The sequence below is a fragment of the Streptomyces sp. NPDC040405 genome (assembly GCF_055595765.1).
In genome coordinates, this window is the sequence record NZ_JBVIVI010000009.1 from 152607 (window position 1) to 168621 (window position 16015).

Consider the following 16015-nt stretch of genomic DNA (forward strand, 5'->3'; position numbering starts at 1 on the left):
CCGGGGTGTCGGGCGACTACGAGGCGAAGAGGCGTACGGGCCAGGTGGCGTGCTGCTCGGCGGCGATGTCGAGCAGCGGCGCCGCGGCGGCGGGCAGCACGCCGGGGCCCTCGTCCAGCGCCCGGTGGGCCGCCTCAGCGGCCCGGGCGGCGATCCGGTCGGTCTCGGGGGCGAGGCGGGCGAGGACGGTGGTGGCGTCGAACGGGTCGAGGCTGAGCAGCCGTACGGCGGCGGACGCCGGTCCCCCGGCCGACTCGTACGCGGCGGCGTACGCGGCTGCCTGTGGGCCGAGCCCGGCGGCGCGCGCCGCCAGCCCCTGCACGACGGGCTGATGGGCACCGCGCGGGCGGGCGGCGGCGAGGGCGTCCAGTTCGGGCGAGGGCCAGGTGGCGCGGGCGGCACGCATCAGCTGACGGCCGAGCCGCCGTGCGGTCAGGCGCAGCGCGGGGACCGGGGTCCGGGCGTCGGCGGCCTCGTCCAGCGCGAGCGGGTCCACCCCGGCGGCGGCCGCGGCGGCGAGCCCGGCCGCGGTGAGCCCGGCGGTGTGCAGCCGCCCGCGGCAGAACGCCTCCAGGCTGGCCCGGTCATGGATGCGCCCGGCTCTGACGGCGGCCTCGGCCCCACCGGAGTGGGCGTGTCCCCCGGCGGGGAACCGCCCGTCGGCGAGGATGAGCAGCGCGGCGACGGCCCCGGGGGCCGTCGGCATGGTCTCGTCCACGGTCATCGCGCTCAGAAGAGGAAGTACCGCTGGGCCATGGGGAGTTCGGCGGCCGGGGCGGGTTCCACGGGCTCGCCGTCGATGGTCACCGTGAAGGTATCCGGGTCGACCTCCACCCGCGGCATGGCGTCGTTCTCCCGCATGTCCGCCTTGGTCACCCCGCGCGTCCCGCGGATCGGCACGAACCGCTTCCCCAGGCCGAGCCGGTCCGCCAGACCGTCGTCCAGGGCCGACCGCGTGACGAAGTTGAACGAGTTGGCGGCCGGGGCGCGCCCCATCGCGCCGAACATGGGCCGGGGCAGCACCGGCTGGGGCGTGGGGATGGACGCGTTCGCGTCGCCCATCTGCGCGTACGCGATCTGCCCGCCCTTGAGCACCAGGTGCGGCTTGACGCCGAAGAAGGCGGGCTCCCACAGCACCAGGTCGGCGAGCTTTCCGGGCTCCACCGAGCCGATCTCGCCGTCGAGGCCCTGCGCCACCGCCGGGTTGATGGTGTATTTGGCGACATAGCGACGCGCCCGCCGGTTGTCCGCGCGCCCGTCCCCCGGCAGGGCGCCCCGGCGCCGCTTCATCACGTGCGCGGTCTGCCAGGTACGCAGGACGACCTCGCCGATCCGGCCCATGGCCTGGGAGTCGGAGGAGATGATCGAGATGGCGCCGAGGTCGTGCAGGATGTCCTCGGCGGCGATGGTGCCGGGCCGGATACGGGACTCGGCGAAGGCGAGGTCCTCGGGGACGGCCGGGTTGAGGTGGTGGCAGACCATCAGCATGTCGAGGTGTTCCTCGACGGTGTTGACGGTGTGCGGCCGGGTCGGATTGGTGGAGCTGGGCAGCACGTTCGGCTGGGAGACCACGGTGATGATGTCGGGCGCGTGGCCGCCGCCCGCGCCCTCGGTGTGGTACGCGTGGATCGAGCGTCCGGCGATCGCGGCGAGGGTGTCGGCGACGAACCCGGCTTCGTTGAGGGTGTCGGTGTGGATGGCGAGCTGGGCGCCGCTCTCCTCGCACACGCCGAGGCAGGCGTCGATCGCGGCGGGGGTCGCCCCCCAGTCCTCGTGGATTTTGAATCCGAGGGCCCCGCCCCGCAGTTGGGACCACATGCCCTCGCGCGAGACGGTGTTGCCCTTGCCGAGCAGCCCGATGTTGACGGGGTACGCCTCCAGCGCCTCGAACATCCGGGCGAGGTGCCAGGGGCCGGGGGTGATGGTGGTCGCCTTGGTGCCCTCGGCGGGCCCGGTGCCGCCGCCGACGAGGGTGGTGATGCCCGAGGACAGCGCCTGGTCGAGAAGGGTCGGGGAGATGAAGTGGACGTGGGCGTCGATGGCGCCCGCGGTGAGGATCCTGCCGTTGCCCGCGATGACCTCGGTTTCGGGACCGATGACGAGATCGGGGTGGACACCGTCCATGGTGTCGGGGTTCCCGGCCTTGCCGATCCCGGTGATGCGGCCGTCGCGCAGCCCGACGTCGGCCTTGACCACGCCCCAGTGGTCGAGCACCACGGCACCGGTGATCACGGTGTCGGGGGCGCCCTCGGCGCGGGTGGCGCGGGACTGGCCCATGGATTCGCGGATCACCTTGCCGCCGCCGAAGACCGCCTCGTCGCCGGAGCGGCCGGGCCCGCCGCAGCGGTCCTCCTCGATCTCGACCACGAGGTCGGTGTCGGCGAGCCGGATCCGGTCCCCGGCGGTCGGTCCGAACAGGTCCGCGTAGGAGGCGCGGCTCAGCTCCGTCACAGCGCGCCGCCCGTCTCGCCGCGCAGCCCGGGGACGACCCGCGCTCCCGCCAGCGGTACGAGGGCCACCTCGACGGGGATGCCCGGTTCGAAGCGCACGGCGGTGCCCGCGGCGATGTGGAGCCGGTGGCCGCGGGCCGCGGCACGGTCGAACTCCAGGCCCGGGTTGGCCTCGGCGAAGTGGTAGTGGGAGCCGACCTGGACCGGCCGGTCGGCAGCGTTGAGCACGGTGAGCCGGATGACCGGCCGCCCCTCGTTGAGCCGTACCGGCTCGTCCGCGTAAAGGATCTCTCCGGGGATCACGGAACGGGTCCTTCCGTCAGACGATCGGCTGGTGGACGGTGACGAGCTTGGTGCCGTCCGGGAAAGTGGCCTCGACCTGCACGTCATGGATCATCTCGGGGATGCCCTCCATGACCTCGTCGCGGGTGAGCACCTTGCGCCCGGAGTCCATCAGCTCGGCGACGGTCCGGCCGTCGCGGGCGCCCTCCAGGATGTGCACGGTGATCAGCGCGATGGCCTCGGGATGGTTGAGCAGCACACCCCTGGACCGTCGCTTTTCAGCCACGTCGGCAGCCACATGAATGAGCAGGCGTTCCTGCTCGTGCGGCGTCAAATGCACGTCGTCCCACCTCATCCTCACGCACGACTATCGAAGGCTAGATGGGTGGCGTTTCAAGCTGGTTAACGCGTCGGCAAAGAATCGCTCTTGACGGGTGCACGGAAAAGCGATGATCCTCATGTCCGCATCATGATCTACCAGCTCCGCACAAACCCCCCACATCACTACGGAGCCCAACTGTGCATCGAATAGCGCCATTTCGCCGTGGCACGCTCGCGGCCGGAACCTGTGCCGCCCTCGCCGCCGCCCTGCTGGGCGGGGCCTCCGCGGCCCAGGCCACCGTCACCCCCCGCGCCGCCGCACCGGACATCGACGTGAAGGCGGTCAAGGCCGATCTGGACCAGCTCCAGACGATCGCCGACGACAACGGCGGCAACCGCGCCCACGGACAGCCCGGCTACCGGGCGTCCCTGGACTACATCAAGGGCAAGCTGGACGCCGCCGGGTTCAAGACCGGCGTCCAGGAGTTCACCTCGGGCGGCGCCAAGGGCTACAACCTGGTCGCCGACTGGCCGGGCGGCAGCGCCGACAAGGTGGTCATGGCCGGATCGCACCTCGACTCGGTCGAGGCCGGCCCCGGCATCAACGACAACGGATCGGGCTCCGCCGCGATCCTGGAGGTCGCGCTCGCCGTGGCCAAGGCCGACCTCAAGCCCACCAAGCAGCTGCGGTTCGCCTGGTGGGGCGACGAGGAGGACGGCATGGTCGGCTCCACGCACTACGTGGACAGCCTGAAGGCCGACGAGAAGTCGAAGATCGACTCGTATCTGAACTTCGACATGCTCGGCTCCCCCAACCCCGGGTACTTCGTCTACGACGACGACCCGGAGCTGGAGAAGGTCTTCAAGGACTGGTACGCGGCCAAGGACATCGCGACCGAGAAGGAGACCGAGGGCGACGGCCGCTCGGACCACGCCCCGTTCAAGGACGCCGGGGTGCGGGTCGGCGGGCTGTTCACCGGCGCCGAGGCCACCAAGAGCGCGGCGCAGGCGGACGCGTGGGGCGGCAAGGCGGGCGAGCCGTTCGACCCGTGCTACCACTCCGCGTGCGACAAGACGTCCAACGTGGACGACACCGCGCTGGACCGCAACAGCGACGCCATCGCCCACGCGGTGTGGGAGCTCAGCTCCTAGATCCCGCTCCCCCAGCCGTCGTCACCCGCGGCCCGGACGCCGATCCCCGGCGTCCGGGCCGCGGTGCTCTGCCGCGATACCGAAGCGCCGCCGTTCGCCGGGAGCGGACGAGGTCGGGCGCATCGCCGAGACCGTGCTGATCACCTGCTCCTCCTCCCCCTCCGCCTCGATCGCGTCGAGTCGTTGCAGGTCATCCGAGGACACCAGGGCGACCAGCGGCTTCCCGTGCCGGGTGAGGACCACCCGCTCACCGCCGTAGACCACGCGGTTGATCAGCTCCGCCAACTCCGCCCGGGCTTGCGTCACCGGAATCTCGTACGCCATGCTCCCCATCGTACGGGACGTACATCCTGTACATTTTTTACGGAGCCAAGCCACCGGAACCACGAGAGGTGACCGCGATGGAACGACCGGCCGCGCGCCATGTCCTGCCCGAGTTCACCGAGCGCACGAGCACAGGCGTGCGCACCATGGACCCCTACTCCAAGCTGCTCTCCGAGCGCATCGTCTTCCTCGGCACGCCCATCGACGACACCGCGGCCAACGATGTGATCGCGCAGCTCATCCACCTCGAACACGCCGCGCCCGACCAGGACATCTCGCTCTACATCAACTCCCCGGGCGGCTCGTTCGGCGCGATGACGGCGATCTACGACACGATGCGCTTCGTCACCTGCGACATCGAGACCACCTGCCTGGGCCAGGCCGCGTCCGCCGCCGCCGTGCTGCTCGCCGCCGGGACGCCGGGCAAGCGGCTGGCGCTGCCGGGCGCGCGGGTGCTCATCCATCAGGCGGCGTTCGGCGAGCCCGTCGAGGGCACCACCTCGGACCTGGAGATCCAGGCCGCCGAGCTGCTGCGGACCCAGGCGCTGCTGGAGGAGATGCTGACGCGGCACACCGGACAGAGCGCCGAGCGGATCCGCGCCGATATCGACCGCGACACGATCTTCGACGCCGCGGCCGCGGTGGCGTACGGGCTGGTGGACGGGGTCACCCAGAGCCGTAAGCGTCCGGGTTCGCTGCCCGGGGCGAGGTGATCGCGCGATGCTTCCGCCGGAACTGCCCCCGCTGCCTCCGCTGACCCGCGCGGAGGGAGACCTCGTGGACGGCTATCTGGAGGCCGTCGATCTGCTCGGCCGGATCAATCCGGCCCGCGGCCATGACACCTACAGCGGGCTGCGCGCCGCGCAGGCGCTGGTCGGGAAGGCCATCGCGCTGCGGGACGCGCTGGCGCTGATGCACGAGCGGGGCGAGAGCGAGCTGCACAGCGCGACGCTGGCCCGGGCGCTGCGGGTACTGGACGGGGAGCGGCGCTCCCAGCGGGTCACGCTGCCGTCCGTCGCCCAGCGCTGAGCCCGCGCCCGCCGCTGTCCGCCCCGACGCGCCGAGCCCGGCCCGGCGCACCGAGCCGGGGGCGCACCGGACCGGGGCGCCCGTGGCATCGCCCGAACGGCGTAGTCCGGATCCCGGCGCGAGGCCGCCGCCGGGTTGCGGCCGGTGTCGCCGATACGGCCCTATCCGCAGGCCGGAGCCCAGGGCACGGCCCGTCCCGGTCACCCGAACGGCGGAGCCGTGACCACCCTCACACCCCGCCCGCTCGGCTCGGAACCGGCGGCCGCCGGGGGTGACCATCCCTGGGACGACCGAACCCGGTCAGCGAAGGGTGGTGTGCGAGATGACCGCGCACATACGGATCCCCAGAATGGTCTCCCGGGCCGGTGCCGTCTCGGCCCTCACCGCCGTCGCCGTCGGCGGCACCGTGGCGGTGCCCGCGCTGCCGCAGCAGGCCGACGCGGCGACCGTGGCGGCCAAGGCGCTGCGCATCGCGGCCTCGAAGAAGGGCGCGCCCTATGTGTACGGGGCGGCGGGGCCGCGCCGCTTCGACTGCTCGGGGCTCACCCAGTACGCGTACAAGCGGGCCGGGAAGCGGCTGCCGCGCACCGCCGCCGCCCAGTACAACCGCACCCACCGCATCAAGGCGTCCGCCCGCAAGGGCGGTGACCTGGTCTTCTTCCACGAGGGAGGCAGCGTCTACCACGTCGGCCTCTACGCGGGCAGCGGCCGGATCTGGCATGCGCCCAAGGCGGGCACGGTGGTGCGGCTGGAGCGGATCTGGACGGGCAAGGTCTCGTACGGGCATGTGCGCTGAAAAATACCGGCCGATTGTCAGAGCCCGGAGCTACGTTGACGGGGAATCAGGGGTCGCCCTGGTCCCCCGTCACCTCCGGAGGAACCGCATGGCCTATCTCAATCCGGTCCGGCACATCTCCATCGACGCCCACGATCCCTACGCCCTGGCGCAGTTCTGGTCGCGGCTGACCGGCTACGCCATGACGGACGAGGACGCGCCGGGCGACGACGAGGTGCTGATCGTCGCGGACCAGCCCGGCGTGCCCGGCCTGCTGTTCCTGCGGGTGCCGGAGGCCAAGACCGTCAAGAACCGGGTCCACCTCGACATCCAGCCGCCCTCGGGCACCCGCGACGAGGAGGTGAAGCGGCTGCTCGGGCTCGGTGCGCGGATCGTGGACGACCGGCGCACGGAGGACGGGATGGGGTGGGCGGTGATGGCCGATCCCGAGGGAAACGAGTTCTGCGTGGAGCGCGGCGCGGCCGAGCGCGGTCTGGTGTGACCGCCCCGGTGAGGCGCTAGCGTGGGCCGGTGCCGGTCCGGGGAGGGACCGGCACCGGGAGGGGGAGCGTCATGAGCGATCAGTTTCAGGCGGACCGGACCTACGACCAGGTGTATCTCGTCTTCGTCGACACCTCCGGCTATTCCACGATCGTCCGCTCGAACCCCAGGGACCGGGCCGCGCACGGCTTCGATCTGCTGCGGGAGCGGATGCGGGCGCGGATCGACCAGGTCTCCGCGCAGCACCGCTGTGCCCGCAGCGATCTGTGGAACTGGCGCGGGGACGGCGGGTTCTTCGCGATCCACGACGACAGCGAGAGCGTGGCCCGCGATGTCGCGCTGGAGGCGGCCCGGACCTTTCTCACCCTCGATCTGCGGCATCTGCGGGACGAGTTCGCGCAGGCGGGGGTGGACGGCGAGCTGCATGTGCGGATGGCGGTGCACAAGGGGGCGATACGGCACACCGGCGAGGGCCGGACCGGCACCATCCACTCCCCCGACATCAATCTGGCCGCGCATCTGGAGAAGGCGACCCCGCCGGACTGTCTGGCGGTCTCGGAGGACGTGTACCGCACCGCGGGCCGGTATGCGGAACTGTTCGCGCACGTCGGCAGCCATGAGGGCAAGGACGTCTATCTGATGGCGGGCGACGGCGGCCCCGGCGAGGCGGCCAAGGCGTGGCTGGCGGGCCGGGGGCTGGCGGACGGCACGCCCGTGCACGCCTATCCCGAGCGGCCCAGTCCGGCCGAGAAGGCGCGGCTGCTGGACGCGGCGTCCGCGGAGGTCCTCGACATGGGCACCGCGCTGCGCACCTCGTCGTCCCGGCTGGTCACCACCGAGCGCCCGGCCCGGTATCGCGACGCGGCCCTGAGCCTGCTGCGCCGGGGCGGGGTGTACCGCTGCTATCTGCTGGATCCGTCCTCGGACGCGGCGGCCACCCTGTCGCGGCAGTACCAGGAGGACATGACCCGGAAGATCAAGGACTCGCTGGAGCGGTTCGGCCGGTTCAAGGAGCGGTACGGGGCGGCGGCGGACGGCCTGCGGGTCTACCAGACGGACGGGTTTCCCGGCTTCTCGGCGCTGGCCGTCGATTCCCGCGGGTCGAACGGGCTGATCCTCTACTCCTCGTATCTGATGGGCACGAGCCCGTACGGGGTGATCGAGCGCGGAGACATGCCGCACTATCTGATCAGCCCGGACGCCGGTCGTACGTACGCCCGCATCCTGGAGCTGACCGAGGCGCGGGCGGCTACGGGGCAGGTCGAGCGCGTATTGTGACCGGTTGCGGTAACCCGCACGCACATGAAGGACGACGCCCCGGAAACCGTCCGTCGCGAGACCGCGCTGGAGCGTGACGACCGGAACTTCGCCGAACTGCTGCAGGAGCTGCGCGTCACCCAGACGGGGGTGCAGATCCTGTTCGCCTTCCTGCTGACCCTGGCGTTCACGAATCGCTTCGGATCGCTGGACGAGGTGCAGCGCGGCACGTACGTGGCCACCCTGCTGCTCGCCGTCGTCGCGGCGGCCCTGTTCACGGCCCCGGCGGCGCTGCACCGGGCGCTGTTCCGGAAGGGGGCCAAGCGGCGGGTCGTGGACATCTCCGGGAAGCTGGCCTCGGCCGGTCTGTGCGTGCTGACGATGGCGTTCACCGGGTCGGTGCTGCTGGTGGTCGACGTGGTGTTCGGGCGCGCCCCGGGGATCGCCGCGGCGGCGGGCACGTTCGCGGTGTGCTGCGGGCTGTGGGGCGTCCTCCCGCGGTGGATCCGCCACCGGATGGACCGCGCGGCGGCAAGGGCGAGCGCACCGGCCGTGCCGCACGACGACACGGGCCGGGCAGACCCCTAGCGGACCGGCACGGTCCAGGGCAGCGCGATCCATACGGTCTTGCCGCCTTCCGCGGTGGGGGTGACGAACACCTCGCCGCCCGATTCGGCGGCCAGGCAGCCGATGATGACCAGGCCCCGCCCGTTGTCCTGGTGGGCGGTCGCGGACAGCCGCCGGGGCAGGCGGGGGTGGCTGTCGGTGACACCGATCGACAGCCGCCCCTCGTGGTCGAGCCTTATGTCCACGGTGAAGCTGGGCGACTGGCCCAGGGTGTGCTGTATGGCGTTGGTGGCGAGCTCGGAGACGATGAGCCGCACGGTGTCCGCGGCCTCCTCACCTTCCCCGAGTCCCCATTCGGCCAGCACGTTCGCCACATAGGCGCGGGCCGCGGGAACCGAGGCGGGCGTGCTCGGCAGAGTGACGGATGCTTCCTGATGGTCTGCCATGACGGCCTGTCCCTTTCCCGCCGGGGCACGGCTGCGGACGCGCACGGGTGGCGCCGGCGCAGCCTGAGGGTCCCGGGTTGGGCGGCCCCGGCGGCTCCGACCGTCAGACTGCCATCAATGCCCTCCGTGACGGGGGCGATCCACCGAGTTATGCATATATCTGTCGCCCGAAGCGGTGAACTCTGCTACGGAAGACCGGATTTGCCGGGCAGACTGGGCCACGGTCACGACAGGGCGGGACAGCGGGATCAGCGGACAGGGCAGGCGGGAGGGAGATCTCATGCGGTACGGCCCGGCGGTACGCCGCCGCAAGCTCGGCGCGGAGTTGCGTCGCCAGCGCGATCTGGCGGGGCTCACCAGCGGTGAGGCCGCGCGGCGGCTGAGCTGGCATCAGTCGAAGGTGAGCCGGATCGAGACCGGGCGCAGCGGGGCGAAGCCCGGGGATGTGACGCGGCTGCTGGAGGTGTACGGAGTCACCGACCCGCAGCTGCGGGCCCTGCTGGAGGCGCTGTGCGGCGGGGGCGCCTCGGATCCGGAGGGGTCGCGGCGCGGCTGGTGGTACGCGTACCGCGATCTGCTGCCGCCCGCCTACCGGGACTTCATCAGCCTGGAGGCGGAGGCGTCGGCCGCGTACACCCTGGAGACCACGGTGGTGCCGGGGCTGCTGCAGACCGCGGACTACGCGCGGACGGTGACCCGGGCGGCGCTGCCGGAGCTGCCGCAGGACCAGCTGGACACGCTGGTCGAGGTGCGGATCGCGCGCCAGTCCGTGCTGCGCGACGCCCAGCCGCTGGCCCTGCACGCGGTGCTCGACGAGGCGGTATTGCGGCGCGGAGTGGGCGACGCCGCGGTGATGCGGGCTCAGCTGCGACAATTGGCCGAGTTGGCCGAATTACCTCAGGTACGGTTGCAGGTGCTGCCGTTTTCCGCCGGAATGCCCATTGGTATTACAGGTCCTTTCATTATCTTCTCTTTTACGCACATTACTGACCTCGACGTAGTGGTTCTCGACCATTTGACGAGTAGCCTCTATCTGGAGCGGAAAGAAGACCTCCGGGCGTACAGCAGCGCATTCGATGTGCTGCGGACCAACGCCCTGGCACCTGAGGAATCGTTGACGTTCATCAAAAAAATCGGGGGCGGCGCCTGAGAGGGGCACCATGTCCGATCTATCCGTCAAGTCCGCCGACTGGCTGAAGAGCAGCTACAGCGTCGGAATGAACAATTGCGTCGAAACGGCCCGGCTGAGTCCTGGCCTGCTCGCCGTGCGGGACTCGAAGAACACCGCGGGTCCCGCCCTGTTGTTCCCCTCGTCGGCCTGGACCTCGTTCCTCGAGGACCTGTGCCACGGCGATCCCGGTGACCCCGGCTCCGGAGGTGCCTCCCGGCCGTAGCCGGGAGGTCTCCACCACGCCGGACACCGATCCGTCAGATCGATCCGTCAGGCGGCCGGTGCGGTCCCCACGATCACGTCGGCCGCCTCCTCCACCTGCTGATCCGTCAGATCCGCGCGAGCGGTGAGCCGTACCCGCGAGATGCCGTCGGGCACGGACGGGGGACGGAAGCAGCCCACCACCAGACCGGCCGCACGGCAGTCCGCTGCCCAGCCCACCGCCTGCTCGGGGGAGGGCGCGCGCACCGACACCACCGAGGCGTCGGGCCGCGCCGCGGTGAGCCCGGCGGCGGTCAGCCGTGCGTGCAGCCGCGCAGCGACCGTACGGGCCCGCGCGGCGCGCTCCGGCTCCCGGCGCAGCAGCCGCAGCCCCGCCAGGGCGGCGCCCACGGCGGCCGGGTTGAGGCCGGTGTCGAAGATGAACGTACGAGCGGTGTTCACCAGATGCTCGATGACCCGGGCGGGCCCCAGCACCACCCCGCCCTGGCTGCCCAGCGACTTCGACAGGGTGGCCGTGACCACCACGTCCGGCGCGCCCGCGAGCCCGGCGGCGTACGGGGCGCCGCGCCCGCCGTCGCCCACCACCCCCAGCCCGTGCGCGTCGTCCACGACCAGCGCCGCGCCGTGCGCCCGGCAGGCGGCGGCGAGCCCGGTCAGCGGTGCCACGTCGCCGTCCACCGAGAACACGGAGTCGGAGACGACGAGCGCGCGCCGGGCCGGGTCCTCCTTCCGGGCTCCGTCGAGCACCTTGGCCGCGGCGTCGGGGTCGGCGTGCGGGGCGACCGCGACCTCGGCGCGGGAGAGGCGGCAGCCGTCGATGAGCGACGCGTGGTTGCCCGCGTCGGAGACGATGAGCGCGTCCCGGCCGCTCAGCGCGGAGACCGCGGCCAGGTTGGCGGCGTACCCGGAGGAGAACACCAGGGCCGCATCGAAGCCGCAGAACGCGGCCAGCTCCGCCTCCAGCGCCGCGTGCAGTTCCGTGGACCCGGTGACCAGCCGGGAGCCGGTCGAACCGGCGCCCCAGCGGCGTGCCGCCGCCGCGGCGGCGTCCGTCACCTCGGGGTGCCGGGCCAGGCCCAGGTAGTCGTTGCTCGCCAGGTCGAGCAGCGGCGAGTCGGCGGGCCGGGGGCGCAGCACCCGCTGCAGCCCGGCGCGGCCGCGCCGCTCCCGCCCCGCGTCGATCCACGCGAACGGGTCGTCCTGGCGGTCCTGGGGCATCGGCTTCCTCGCCTTCCGTCGGGCCTGGTCCCGGCACCGGCCGGGCGGGGACCGGGTGCCGACTGTGGGGTCCGGATAGAAGGTAGTCGTGCCCACGCGTGGGCAGGGTGTGGCAATACACACACCCCGAACGCCGCGTCTTGTACGGTCCCTCCTTGGCCCGGAGCGGTGGCGTAAGACAGGATCTCCGCCATGGACCTGCTGAACACGCTGGTGGACAAGGGGCTGCGGGGCGAGTCGCCGACCCGCGCAGAGGCTCTCGCGGTATTGGCGACTTCCGACGACGACGTACTGGATGTGGTGGCCGCCGCGGGCAGGGTGCGCCGTCGCTGGTTCGGGCGGCGGGTGAAGCTCAACTACCTGGTGAACCTCAAATCCGGGCTGTGCCCCGAGGACTGCTCGTACTGCTCGCAGCGGCTCGGCTCGAAGTCCGAGATCCTCAAGTACACCTGGCTCAAGCCGGACCAGGCGGCGGCCGCGGCGGAGGCCGGGGTCGCGGGCGGCGCCAAGCGGGTCTGCCTGGTCGCCAGCGGACGCGGGCCGACGGACCGGGACGTGGACCGGGTCTCGCAGACCATCGCCGCGATCAAGGAGCAGAACGAGGACGTCGAGATCTGCGCCTGTCTCGGACTGCTGTCCGACGGCCAGGCGGCGCGGCTGCGGGACGCGGGCGCCGACGCGTACAACCACAACCTCAACACCTCCGAGGCCACGTACGGCGACATCACCACCACCCACACCTACGCCGACCGGGTCTCCACCGTGCAGCAGGCCCAGTCCGCGGGCATGTCGGCCTGCTCCGGGCTGATCGCGGGCATGGGCGAGCGTGACGAGGACCTGGTGGACGTGGTCTTCTCGCTGCGCGAGCTGAACCCGGACTCGGTGCCGGTCAACTTCCTCATCCCGATCGACGGCACCCCGCTGGCCGGGGACTGGAACCTCACCCCGCAGCGCTGTCTGCGCATCCTCGCCATGGTGCGGTTCGTCTGCCCGGACGTGGAGGTGCGGCTCGCGGGCGGGCGCGAGATCCATCTCCGCACGCTCCAGCCGCTGGCCCTGAACCTGGCGAACTCGATCTTCCTCGGCGACTATCTGACCACCGAGGGCCAGTCGGGCAAGGACGACCTGGCGATGATCGCCGACGCGGGTTTCGAGGTGGAGGGCACCGACACCAGGACGCTGCCCGCGCACCGCGCCGACGCCCTCGCGGCGGCCGGCGGCGGCTGCGGCTCGCACGGCGCGGAGGGCGGCGGCTGCGGCCCGTGCGGTGACGCCCACGACGCCCCGGCCGCCGACGCCGAGCCCGCCGTCGAACCCGCTGCCGCCCCCGCCGCCGAGCCCGTCGCGGTGGCGGCCGGGGAGTCGCACGCGGACCTGGTCGCGGTGCGCCGCCGGGGCCCGGGGACGGAACTGCCGCCCAATGCCTGAGCCGCTGACGCCCGACGCGCTGCTGGCGCTGGACCGGCAGCACGTCTGGCATCCGTACGGCCCGATGCCCGGCCGCGCGGACCCGCTCGTCGTCGAGTCCGCGGCCGGGGTCAGGCTGCGGCTCGCCGAACCGGCCGAGGGCGTACGGGAGCTGGTGGACGGGATGTCGTCGTGGTGGTCCGCCATCCACGGCTACAACCACCCGGTGCTCAACGACGCGGCGCGCGGCCAGCTCGACCGGATGAGCCATGTGATGTTCGGCGGGCTCACCCATGAGCCCGCCGTGCGGCTGGCCACCCGGCTCGTGGAGATCACGCCCGAGCCGCTCCAGCACGTCTTCCTCGCCGACTCCGGCTCGGTGTCGGTCGAGGTCGCGGTCAAGATGTGCCTCCAGTACTGGCGCTCCCTCGGCCGCCCAGCCAAGCAGCGGCTGCTGACCTGGCGCGGCGGCTACCACGGCGACACCTGGCAGCCGATGGCGGTGTGCGACCCGGACGGCGGCATGCACCGGCTGTGGTCGGGCGTCCTGCCCGAGCAGATCTTCGCGGACGCGCCGCCGCCCGGCTTCGACGCCGAGCCCGACCCGGCGTACGAGGCACATGTGCGCGAGCTGGTGGCCCGGCACGCGGACGAGCTGGCCGCGGTGATCGTGGAACCGGTGGTGCAGGGCGCGGGCGGCATGCGGTTCCACTCCCCCGCCCTGCTGCGGATGCTGCGCGAGGCGTGCGACGAGCACGACGTCCTGCTGGTGTTCGACGAGATCGCCACCGGCTTCGGGCGTACCGGCACGCTCTTCGCGGCCGAGCACGCCGGGGTCAGCCCCGATGTGATGTGCGTGGGCAAGGCGCTGACCGGCGGTTATCTGACGCTGGCCGCGACGCTGTGCACCTCGCGGGTGGCGGACGGCATCTCGCGCGGCGAGCTTCCGGTGCTCGCCCACGGGCCGACGTTCATGGGCAACCCGCTGGCCGCCGCCGTCGCTGGCGCCTCGATCGACCTGCTGCTGTCGTACGACTGGCGGCAGGAGGTCAAGCGGATCGAGACGGGGCTGCGGGAGGGGCTGGCGCCCGCCGCAGAACTGCCGGGCGTCACGGAGGTACGGACGCTCGGCGCGATCGGCGTCGTCCAGCTCGACCACCCGCTGGACGACGCGGGCATGGCGGCGGCGTCGCGGGCGGCGGTGCGCGAGGGCGTATGGCTGCGGCCGTTCCGCGACATGCTCTACACCATGCCGCCCTTCATCACGGGCGACGACGATCTGGCCCGCATCTGCACGGCGGTACGGGCGGCCGCGGCCGCCGCGGCGGGCTGACGGCACAACACGCGACGACACAACACGCGACGACACAACAACAAGACAACAGCGAAAGGCACGAAGCAACAGATGTCAGTACTGGTCGTGACCGGCACCGGCACGGAGGTCGGCAAGACCGTCACCACGGCGGCCGTCGCGGCGGCGGCGCTGTCCCGCGGCCGGTCGGTCGCCGTACTCAAACCCGCGCAGACCGGCGTCGGTCCGGACGAACCGGGCGATGCCGCCGAGGTGGCCCGGCTCGCCGGTGGCGTGACCTTGCGGGAACTCGCCCGCTACCCCGAGCCGCTGGCGCCCGACACCGCGGCGCGCCGCGCCGGGCACCCCGCCGTACGGCCGCGGGAGATCGCGGAGGCGGCGGAGAAGCTGGCCGCCGAGCACGATCTGGTCCTCGTGGAGGGCGCGGGCGGCCTGCTCGTACGGTTCGACGAGACCGGCGCGACGCTCGCCGACGCGGCCCGGCTGCTCGACGCCCCCGTCCTGGTCGTCGCCCACGCGGGCCTGGGCACGCTCAACGCCACGGCCCTGACGGCGGAGGCGCTGCGCGCCCGTGGCCTGCGCTTCCCCGGCGTCGTCATCGGCAGCTGGCCCGCCGACGCGGACCTCGCCTCCCGCTGCAACCGGACCGACCTGCCGCGCGCGGCAGGTGCCCCGCTACTGGGCGCCGTCCCCGAGGGGGCCGGGACCCTGCCGCCCGCCGACTTCCGCGCGGCGGCCCCGGAGTGGCTGGCACCGCGGCTCGACGGCGTGTGGGACGCGGAGCGCTTCGTGAAGGAGCACCGCACGAAGGAGCACCGCACGGCGTAGCGGTGGGGGCGGCATGGGCAGACTCCCGGTATCGGTATACAGCCGTCCCGCTGGAAAAGGGGTGTCACCCATGCCCGTACGCCGCCTCCGGCCCCCGAGCGAGGCCGTCCACCACCCGCTCTTCGCCCGCTTCTGGGCGAAGGTCAGCCCGCTGGCCGACGAACGGGCCGGGGTCGCCGAACTCCGCGGTGAACTGCTGTCCGGGCTGTCCGGCCGGGTCATCGAGATCGGCGCCGGAAACGGCCTGAACTTCGCGCACTACCCGAGCACCGTCTCCGAGGTCGTCGCCATCGAGCCCGAGCGCCATCTGCGCCGCCTGGCGGTGCGAGCGGGTCATCGGGCCGAGGTGCCGGTGGACGTGGTGCCCGGGGTCGCGGAGGCGCTGCCGGTCAAGAGCGAGGCGTTCGACGCGGCGGTGGCGTGTCTGGTGCTGTGCTCCGTACGGGACGTCCGGCGCACCCTGGCCGAGCTGCATCGGGTGCTGCGGCCGGGCGGTGAGCTGCGGTTCCTGGAGCACGGGCGGGCCGAGGGGCGGGCGCTGGCGATGACGCAGGGGGTGCTGGACCGGACGGTGTGGCCGCTGCTGTTCGGCGGCTGCCACACCGGGCGCGAGGTGCGGGTGGAGCTGGCGCGGGCGGGCTTCGAGCCCGTCACCCAACGGTCCCTGCGGCTGCCCGAACGGGGACTGCCGCTGCCCACCTCGCCCTGCACGCTGGGGGTGGTGCGGCGCCCGCCGTCATAATTCTCGCCCGA

Annotated in this window: 20 protein-coding genes; 13 read left to right on the forward strand and 7 right to left on the reverse strand. The window is 72.5% G+C overall.

Annotated elements, in window-relative coordinates; genetic code table 11:
• Nucleotides 1–16 precede the first annotated feature (16 nt).
• From ACZ59A_RS32120 to ACZ59A_RS32135, 4 genes are read right to left on the reverse strand one after another with little or no spacing between them, the layout of a single operon-like run.
• Nucleotides 17–724, reverse strand: a complete 708-nt coding sequence (locus ACZ59A_RS32120) for an urease accessory protein UreF (protein WP_470965968.1) — start codon at nucleotides 722–724, stop codon at nucleotides 17–19.
• A gap of 5 nt (nucleotides 725–729) precedes the next feature.
• Nucleotides 730–2451: an urease subunit alpha gene (locus ACZ59A_RS32125; RefSeq protein ID WP_470965971.1), complete on the reverse strand. Its 1722-nt coding sequence runs from the start codon at nucleotides 2449–2451 to the stop codon at nucleotides 730–732.
• Nucleotides 2448–2753: an urease subunit beta gene (locus tag ACZ59A_RS32130; RefSeq protein WP_468044486.1), complete on the reverse strand. Its 306-nt coding sequence runs from the start codon at nucleotides 2751–2753 to the stop codon at nucleotides 2448–2450. Before ACZ59A_RS32130 ends, ACZ59A_RS32125 begins: the two co-directional genes overlap by 4 nt.
• 16 nt (nucleotides 2754–2769) lie before the next feature.
• Complete coding sequence (locus ACZ59A_RS32135) at nucleotides 2770–3072, reverse strand: urease subunit gamma (protein WP_468044488.1); 303 nt, start codon at nucleotides 3070–3072, stop codon at nucleotides 2770–2772.
• 179 nt (nucleotides 3073–3251) lie between these two features.
• Here ACZ59A_RS32135 and ACZ59A_RS32140 point away from each other — a divergent pair, with 179 nt between their 5' ends.
• On the forward strand, nucleotides 3252–4205 hold the full coding sequence (locus ACZ59A_RS32140) for a M28 family metallopeptidase (RefSeq protein WP_470965974.1): 954 nt from the start codon (nucleotides 3252–3254) through the stop codon (nucleotides 4203–4205).
• A gap of 21 nt (nucleotides 4206–4226) precedes the next feature.
• On the opposite strand, the gene ACZ59A_RS32145 is transcribed toward ACZ59A_RS32140, so the two are convergent.
• Nucleotides 4227–4529 (reverse strand): type II toxin-antitoxin system Phd/YefM family antitoxin, encoded by a 303-nt coding sequence (locus ACZ59A_RS32145; RefSeq protein ID WP_468044492.1) that lies wholly within the window; start codon nucleotides 4527–4529, stop codon nucleotides 4227–4229.
• Nucleotides 4530–4606: 77 nt separating this feature from the next.
• Here ACZ59A_RS32145 and ACZ59A_RS32150 point away from each other — a divergent pair, with 77 nt between their 5' ends.
• The 6 genes from ACZ59A_RS32150 (at nucleotide 4607) to ACZ59A_RS32175 (ending at nucleotide 8679) form a co-directional block, all read left to right on the forward strand.
• Nucleotides 4607–5242: an ATP-dependent Clp protease proteolytic subunit gene (locus tag ACZ59A_RS32150; protein WP_470965977.1), complete on the forward strand. Its 636-nt coding sequence runs from the start codon at nucleotides 4607–4609 to the stop codon at nucleotides 5240–5242.
• Nucleotides 5243–5249: 7 nt separating this feature from the next.
• A complete protein-coding gene (locus ACZ59A_RS32155; protein ID WP_470965979.1) occupies nucleotides 5250–5558 on the forward strand; it encodes a hypothetical protein in 309 nt (102 codons plus the stop codon).
• Nucleotides 5559–5880: 322 nt separating this feature from the next.
• Entirely contained in the window at nucleotides 5881–6354 is a 474-nt protein-coding gene (locus ACZ59A_RS32160; RefSeq protein WP_470965982.1) for a C40 family peptidase, read from the forward strand.
• A gap of 88 nt (nucleotides 6355–6442) precedes the next feature.
• Nucleotides 6443–6835, forward strand: a complete 393-nt coding sequence (locus ACZ59A_RS32165; RefSeq protein WP_470965985.1) for a VOC family protein — start codon at nucleotides 6443–6445, stop codon at nucleotides 6833–6835.
• A 71-nt stretch (nucleotides 6836–6906) separates the two neighbouring features.
• On the forward strand, nucleotides 6907–8112 hold the full coding sequence (locus ACZ59A_RS32170; protein WP_470965987.1) for a nucleotidyl cyclase domain-containing protein: 1206 nt from the start codon (nucleotides 6907–6909) through the stop codon (nucleotides 8110–8112).
• Nucleotides 8113–8136: 24 nt separating this feature from the next.
• Entirely contained in the window at nucleotides 8137–8679 is a 543-nt protein-coding gene (locus ACZ59A_RS32175; RefSeq protein ID WP_470965989.1) for a DUF6328 family protein, read from the forward strand.
• Here ACZ59A_RS32175 and ACZ59A_RS32180 read toward each other — a convergent pair.
• Nucleotides 8676–9104 carry an ATP-binding protein gene (locus ACZ59A_RS32180; RefSeq protein WP_470965991.1) on the reverse strand — a complete coding sequence of 143 codons (429 nt, stop codon included), beginning with the start codon at nucleotides 9102–9104 and terminating at the stop codon, nucleotides 8676–8678. The two genes, ACZ59A_RS32175 and ACZ59A_RS32180, sit on opposite strands and share 4 nt — an antisense overlap.
• Before the next feature lie 280 nt (nucleotides 9105–9384).
• On the opposite strand from ACZ59A_RS32180, the gene ACZ59A_RS32185 reads away from it, so the two are divergent.
• Both ACZ59A_RS32185 and ACZ59A_RS32190 read left to right on the forward strand, forming a co-directional pair.
• Nucleotides 9385–10254, forward strand: a complete 870-nt coding sequence (locus ACZ59A_RS32185) for a helix-turn-helix domain-containing protein (protein WP_470965995.1) — start codon at nucleotides 9385–9387, stop codon at nucleotides 10252–10254.
• A gap of 10 nt (nucleotides 10255–10264) precedes the next feature.
• Nucleotides 10265–10498 (forward strand): DUF397 domain-containing protein, encoded by a 234-nt coding sequence (locus ACZ59A_RS32190; protein WP_468044513.1) that lies wholly within the window; start codon nucleotides 10265–10267, stop codon nucleotides 10496–10498.
• Nucleotides 10499–10545: 47 nt separating this feature from the next.
• Here the strand turns inward: ACZ59A_RS32190 and ACZ59A_RS32195 are convergent, their stop codons facing one another.
• Entirely contained in the window at nucleotides 10546–11715 is a 1170-nt protein-coding gene (locus ACZ59A_RS32195) for an 8-amino-7-oxononanoate synthase (RefSeq protein ID WP_470965998.1), read from the reverse strand.
• Nucleotides 11716–11907: 192 nt separating this feature from the next.
• On the opposite strand from ACZ59A_RS32195, the gene bioB reads away from it, so the two are divergent.
• From bioB to ACZ59A_RS32215, 4 genes are all read left to right on the forward strand, one after another.
• Complete coding sequence (gene bioB / locus ACZ59A_RS32200; protein ID WP_470966000.1) at nucleotides 11908–13143, forward strand: biotin synthase BioB; 1236 nt, start codon at nucleotides 11908–11910, stop codon at nucleotides 13141–13143.
• Nucleotides 13136–14455 carry an adenosylmethionine--8-amino-7-oxononanoate transaminase gene (locus ACZ59A_RS32205; protein ID WP_470966003.1) on the forward strand — a complete coding sequence of 440 codons (1320 nt, stop codon included), beginning with the start codon at nucleotides 13136–13138 and terminating at the stop codon, nucleotides 14453–14455. Before bioB ends, ACZ59A_RS32205 begins: the two co-directional genes overlap by 8 nt.
• Before the next feature lie 72 nt (nucleotides 14456–14527).
• Nucleotides 14528–15262, forward strand: coding sequence for a dethiobiotin synthase (gene bioD, locus ACZ59A_RS32210; RefSeq protein WP_470966005.1), 735 nt, complete (start codon nucleotides 14528–14530; stop codon nucleotides 15260–15262).
• Nucleotides 15263–15332: 70 nt separating this feature from the next.
• Entirely contained in the window at nucleotides 15333–16004 is a 672-nt protein-coding gene (locus ACZ59A_RS32215; RefSeq protein WP_470966007.1) for a class I SAM-dependent methyltransferase, read from the forward strand.
• The last annotated feature ends 11 nt before the right edge of the window (nucleotides 16005–16015 follow it).

What these genes read in the sequence shown, in the direction of transcription:
- ACZ59A_RS32120 (WP_470965968.1), bottom strand. Translation starts at nt 724, where the DNA reads ATGACCGTGGACGAGACCATGCCGACGGCCCCCGGGGCCGTCGCCGCG.
- ACZ59A_RS32145 (WP_468044492.1), bottom strand. Translation starts at nt 4,529, where the DNA reads ATGGCGTACGAGATTCCGGTGACGCAAGCCCGGGCGGAGTTGGCGGAG.
- ACZ59A_RS32150 (WP_470965977.1), top strand. Translation starts at nt 4,607, where the DNA reads ATGGAACGACCGGCCGCGCGCCATGTCCTGCCCGAGTTCACCGAGCGC.
- ACZ59A_RS32155 (WP_470965979.1), top strand. Translation starts at nt 5,250, where the DNA reads ATGCTTCCGCCGGAACTGCCCCCGCTGCCTCCGCTGACCCGCGCGGAG.
- ACZ59A_RS32160 (WP_470965982.1), top strand. Translation starts at nt 5,881, where the DNA reads ATGACCGCGCACATACGGATCCCCAGAATGGTCTCCCGGGCCGGTGCC.
- ACZ59A_RS32165 (WP_470965985.1), top strand. Translation starts at nt 6,443, where the DNA reads ATGGCCTATCTCAATCCGGTCCGGCACATCTCCATCGACGCCCACGAT.
- ACZ59A_RS32170 (WP_470965987.1), top strand. Translation starts at nt 6,907, where the DNA reads ATGAGCGATCAGTTTCAGGCGGACCGGACCTACGACCAGGTGTATCTC.
- ACZ59A_RS32175 (WP_470965989.1), top strand. Translation starts at nt 8,137, where the DNA reads ATGAAGGACGACGCCCCGGAAACCGTCCGTCGCGAGACCGCGCTGGAG.
- ACZ59A_RS32180 (WP_470965991.1), bottom strand. Translation starts at nt 9,104, where the DNA reads ATGGCAGACCATCAGGAAGCATCCGTCACTCTGCCGAGCACGCCCGCC.
- ACZ59A_RS32185 (WP_470965995.1), top strand. Translation starts at nt 9,385, where the DNA reads ATGCGGTACGGCCCGGCGGTACGCCGCCGCAAGCTCGGCGCGGAGTTG.
- ACZ59A_RS32190 (WP_468044513.1), top strand. Translation starts at nt 10,265, where the DNA reads ATGTCCGATCTATCCGTCAAGTCCGCCGACTGGCTGAAGAGCAGCTAC.
- ACZ59A_RS32195 (WP_470965998.1), bottom strand. Translation starts at nt 11,715, where the DNA reads ATGCCCCAGGACCGCCAGGACGACCCGTTCGCGTGGATCGACGCGGGG.
- bioB (WP_470966000.1), top strand. Translation starts at nt 11,908, where the DNA reads ATGGACCTGCTGAACACGCTGGTGGACAAGGGGCTGCGGGGCGAGTCG.
- ACZ59A_RS32205 (WP_470966003.1), top strand. Translation starts at nt 13,136, where the DNA reads ATGCCTGAGCCGCTGACGCCCGACGCGCTGCTGGCGCTGGACCGGCAG.
- bioD (WP_470966005.1), top strand. Translation starts at nt 14,528, where the DNA reads ATGTCAGTACTGGTCGTGACCGGCACCGGCACGGAGGTCGGCAAGACC.
- ACZ59A_RS32215 (WP_470966007.1), top strand. Translation starts at nt 15,333, where the DNA reads ATGCCCGTACGCCGCCTCCGGCCCCCGAGCGAGGCCGTCCACCACCCG.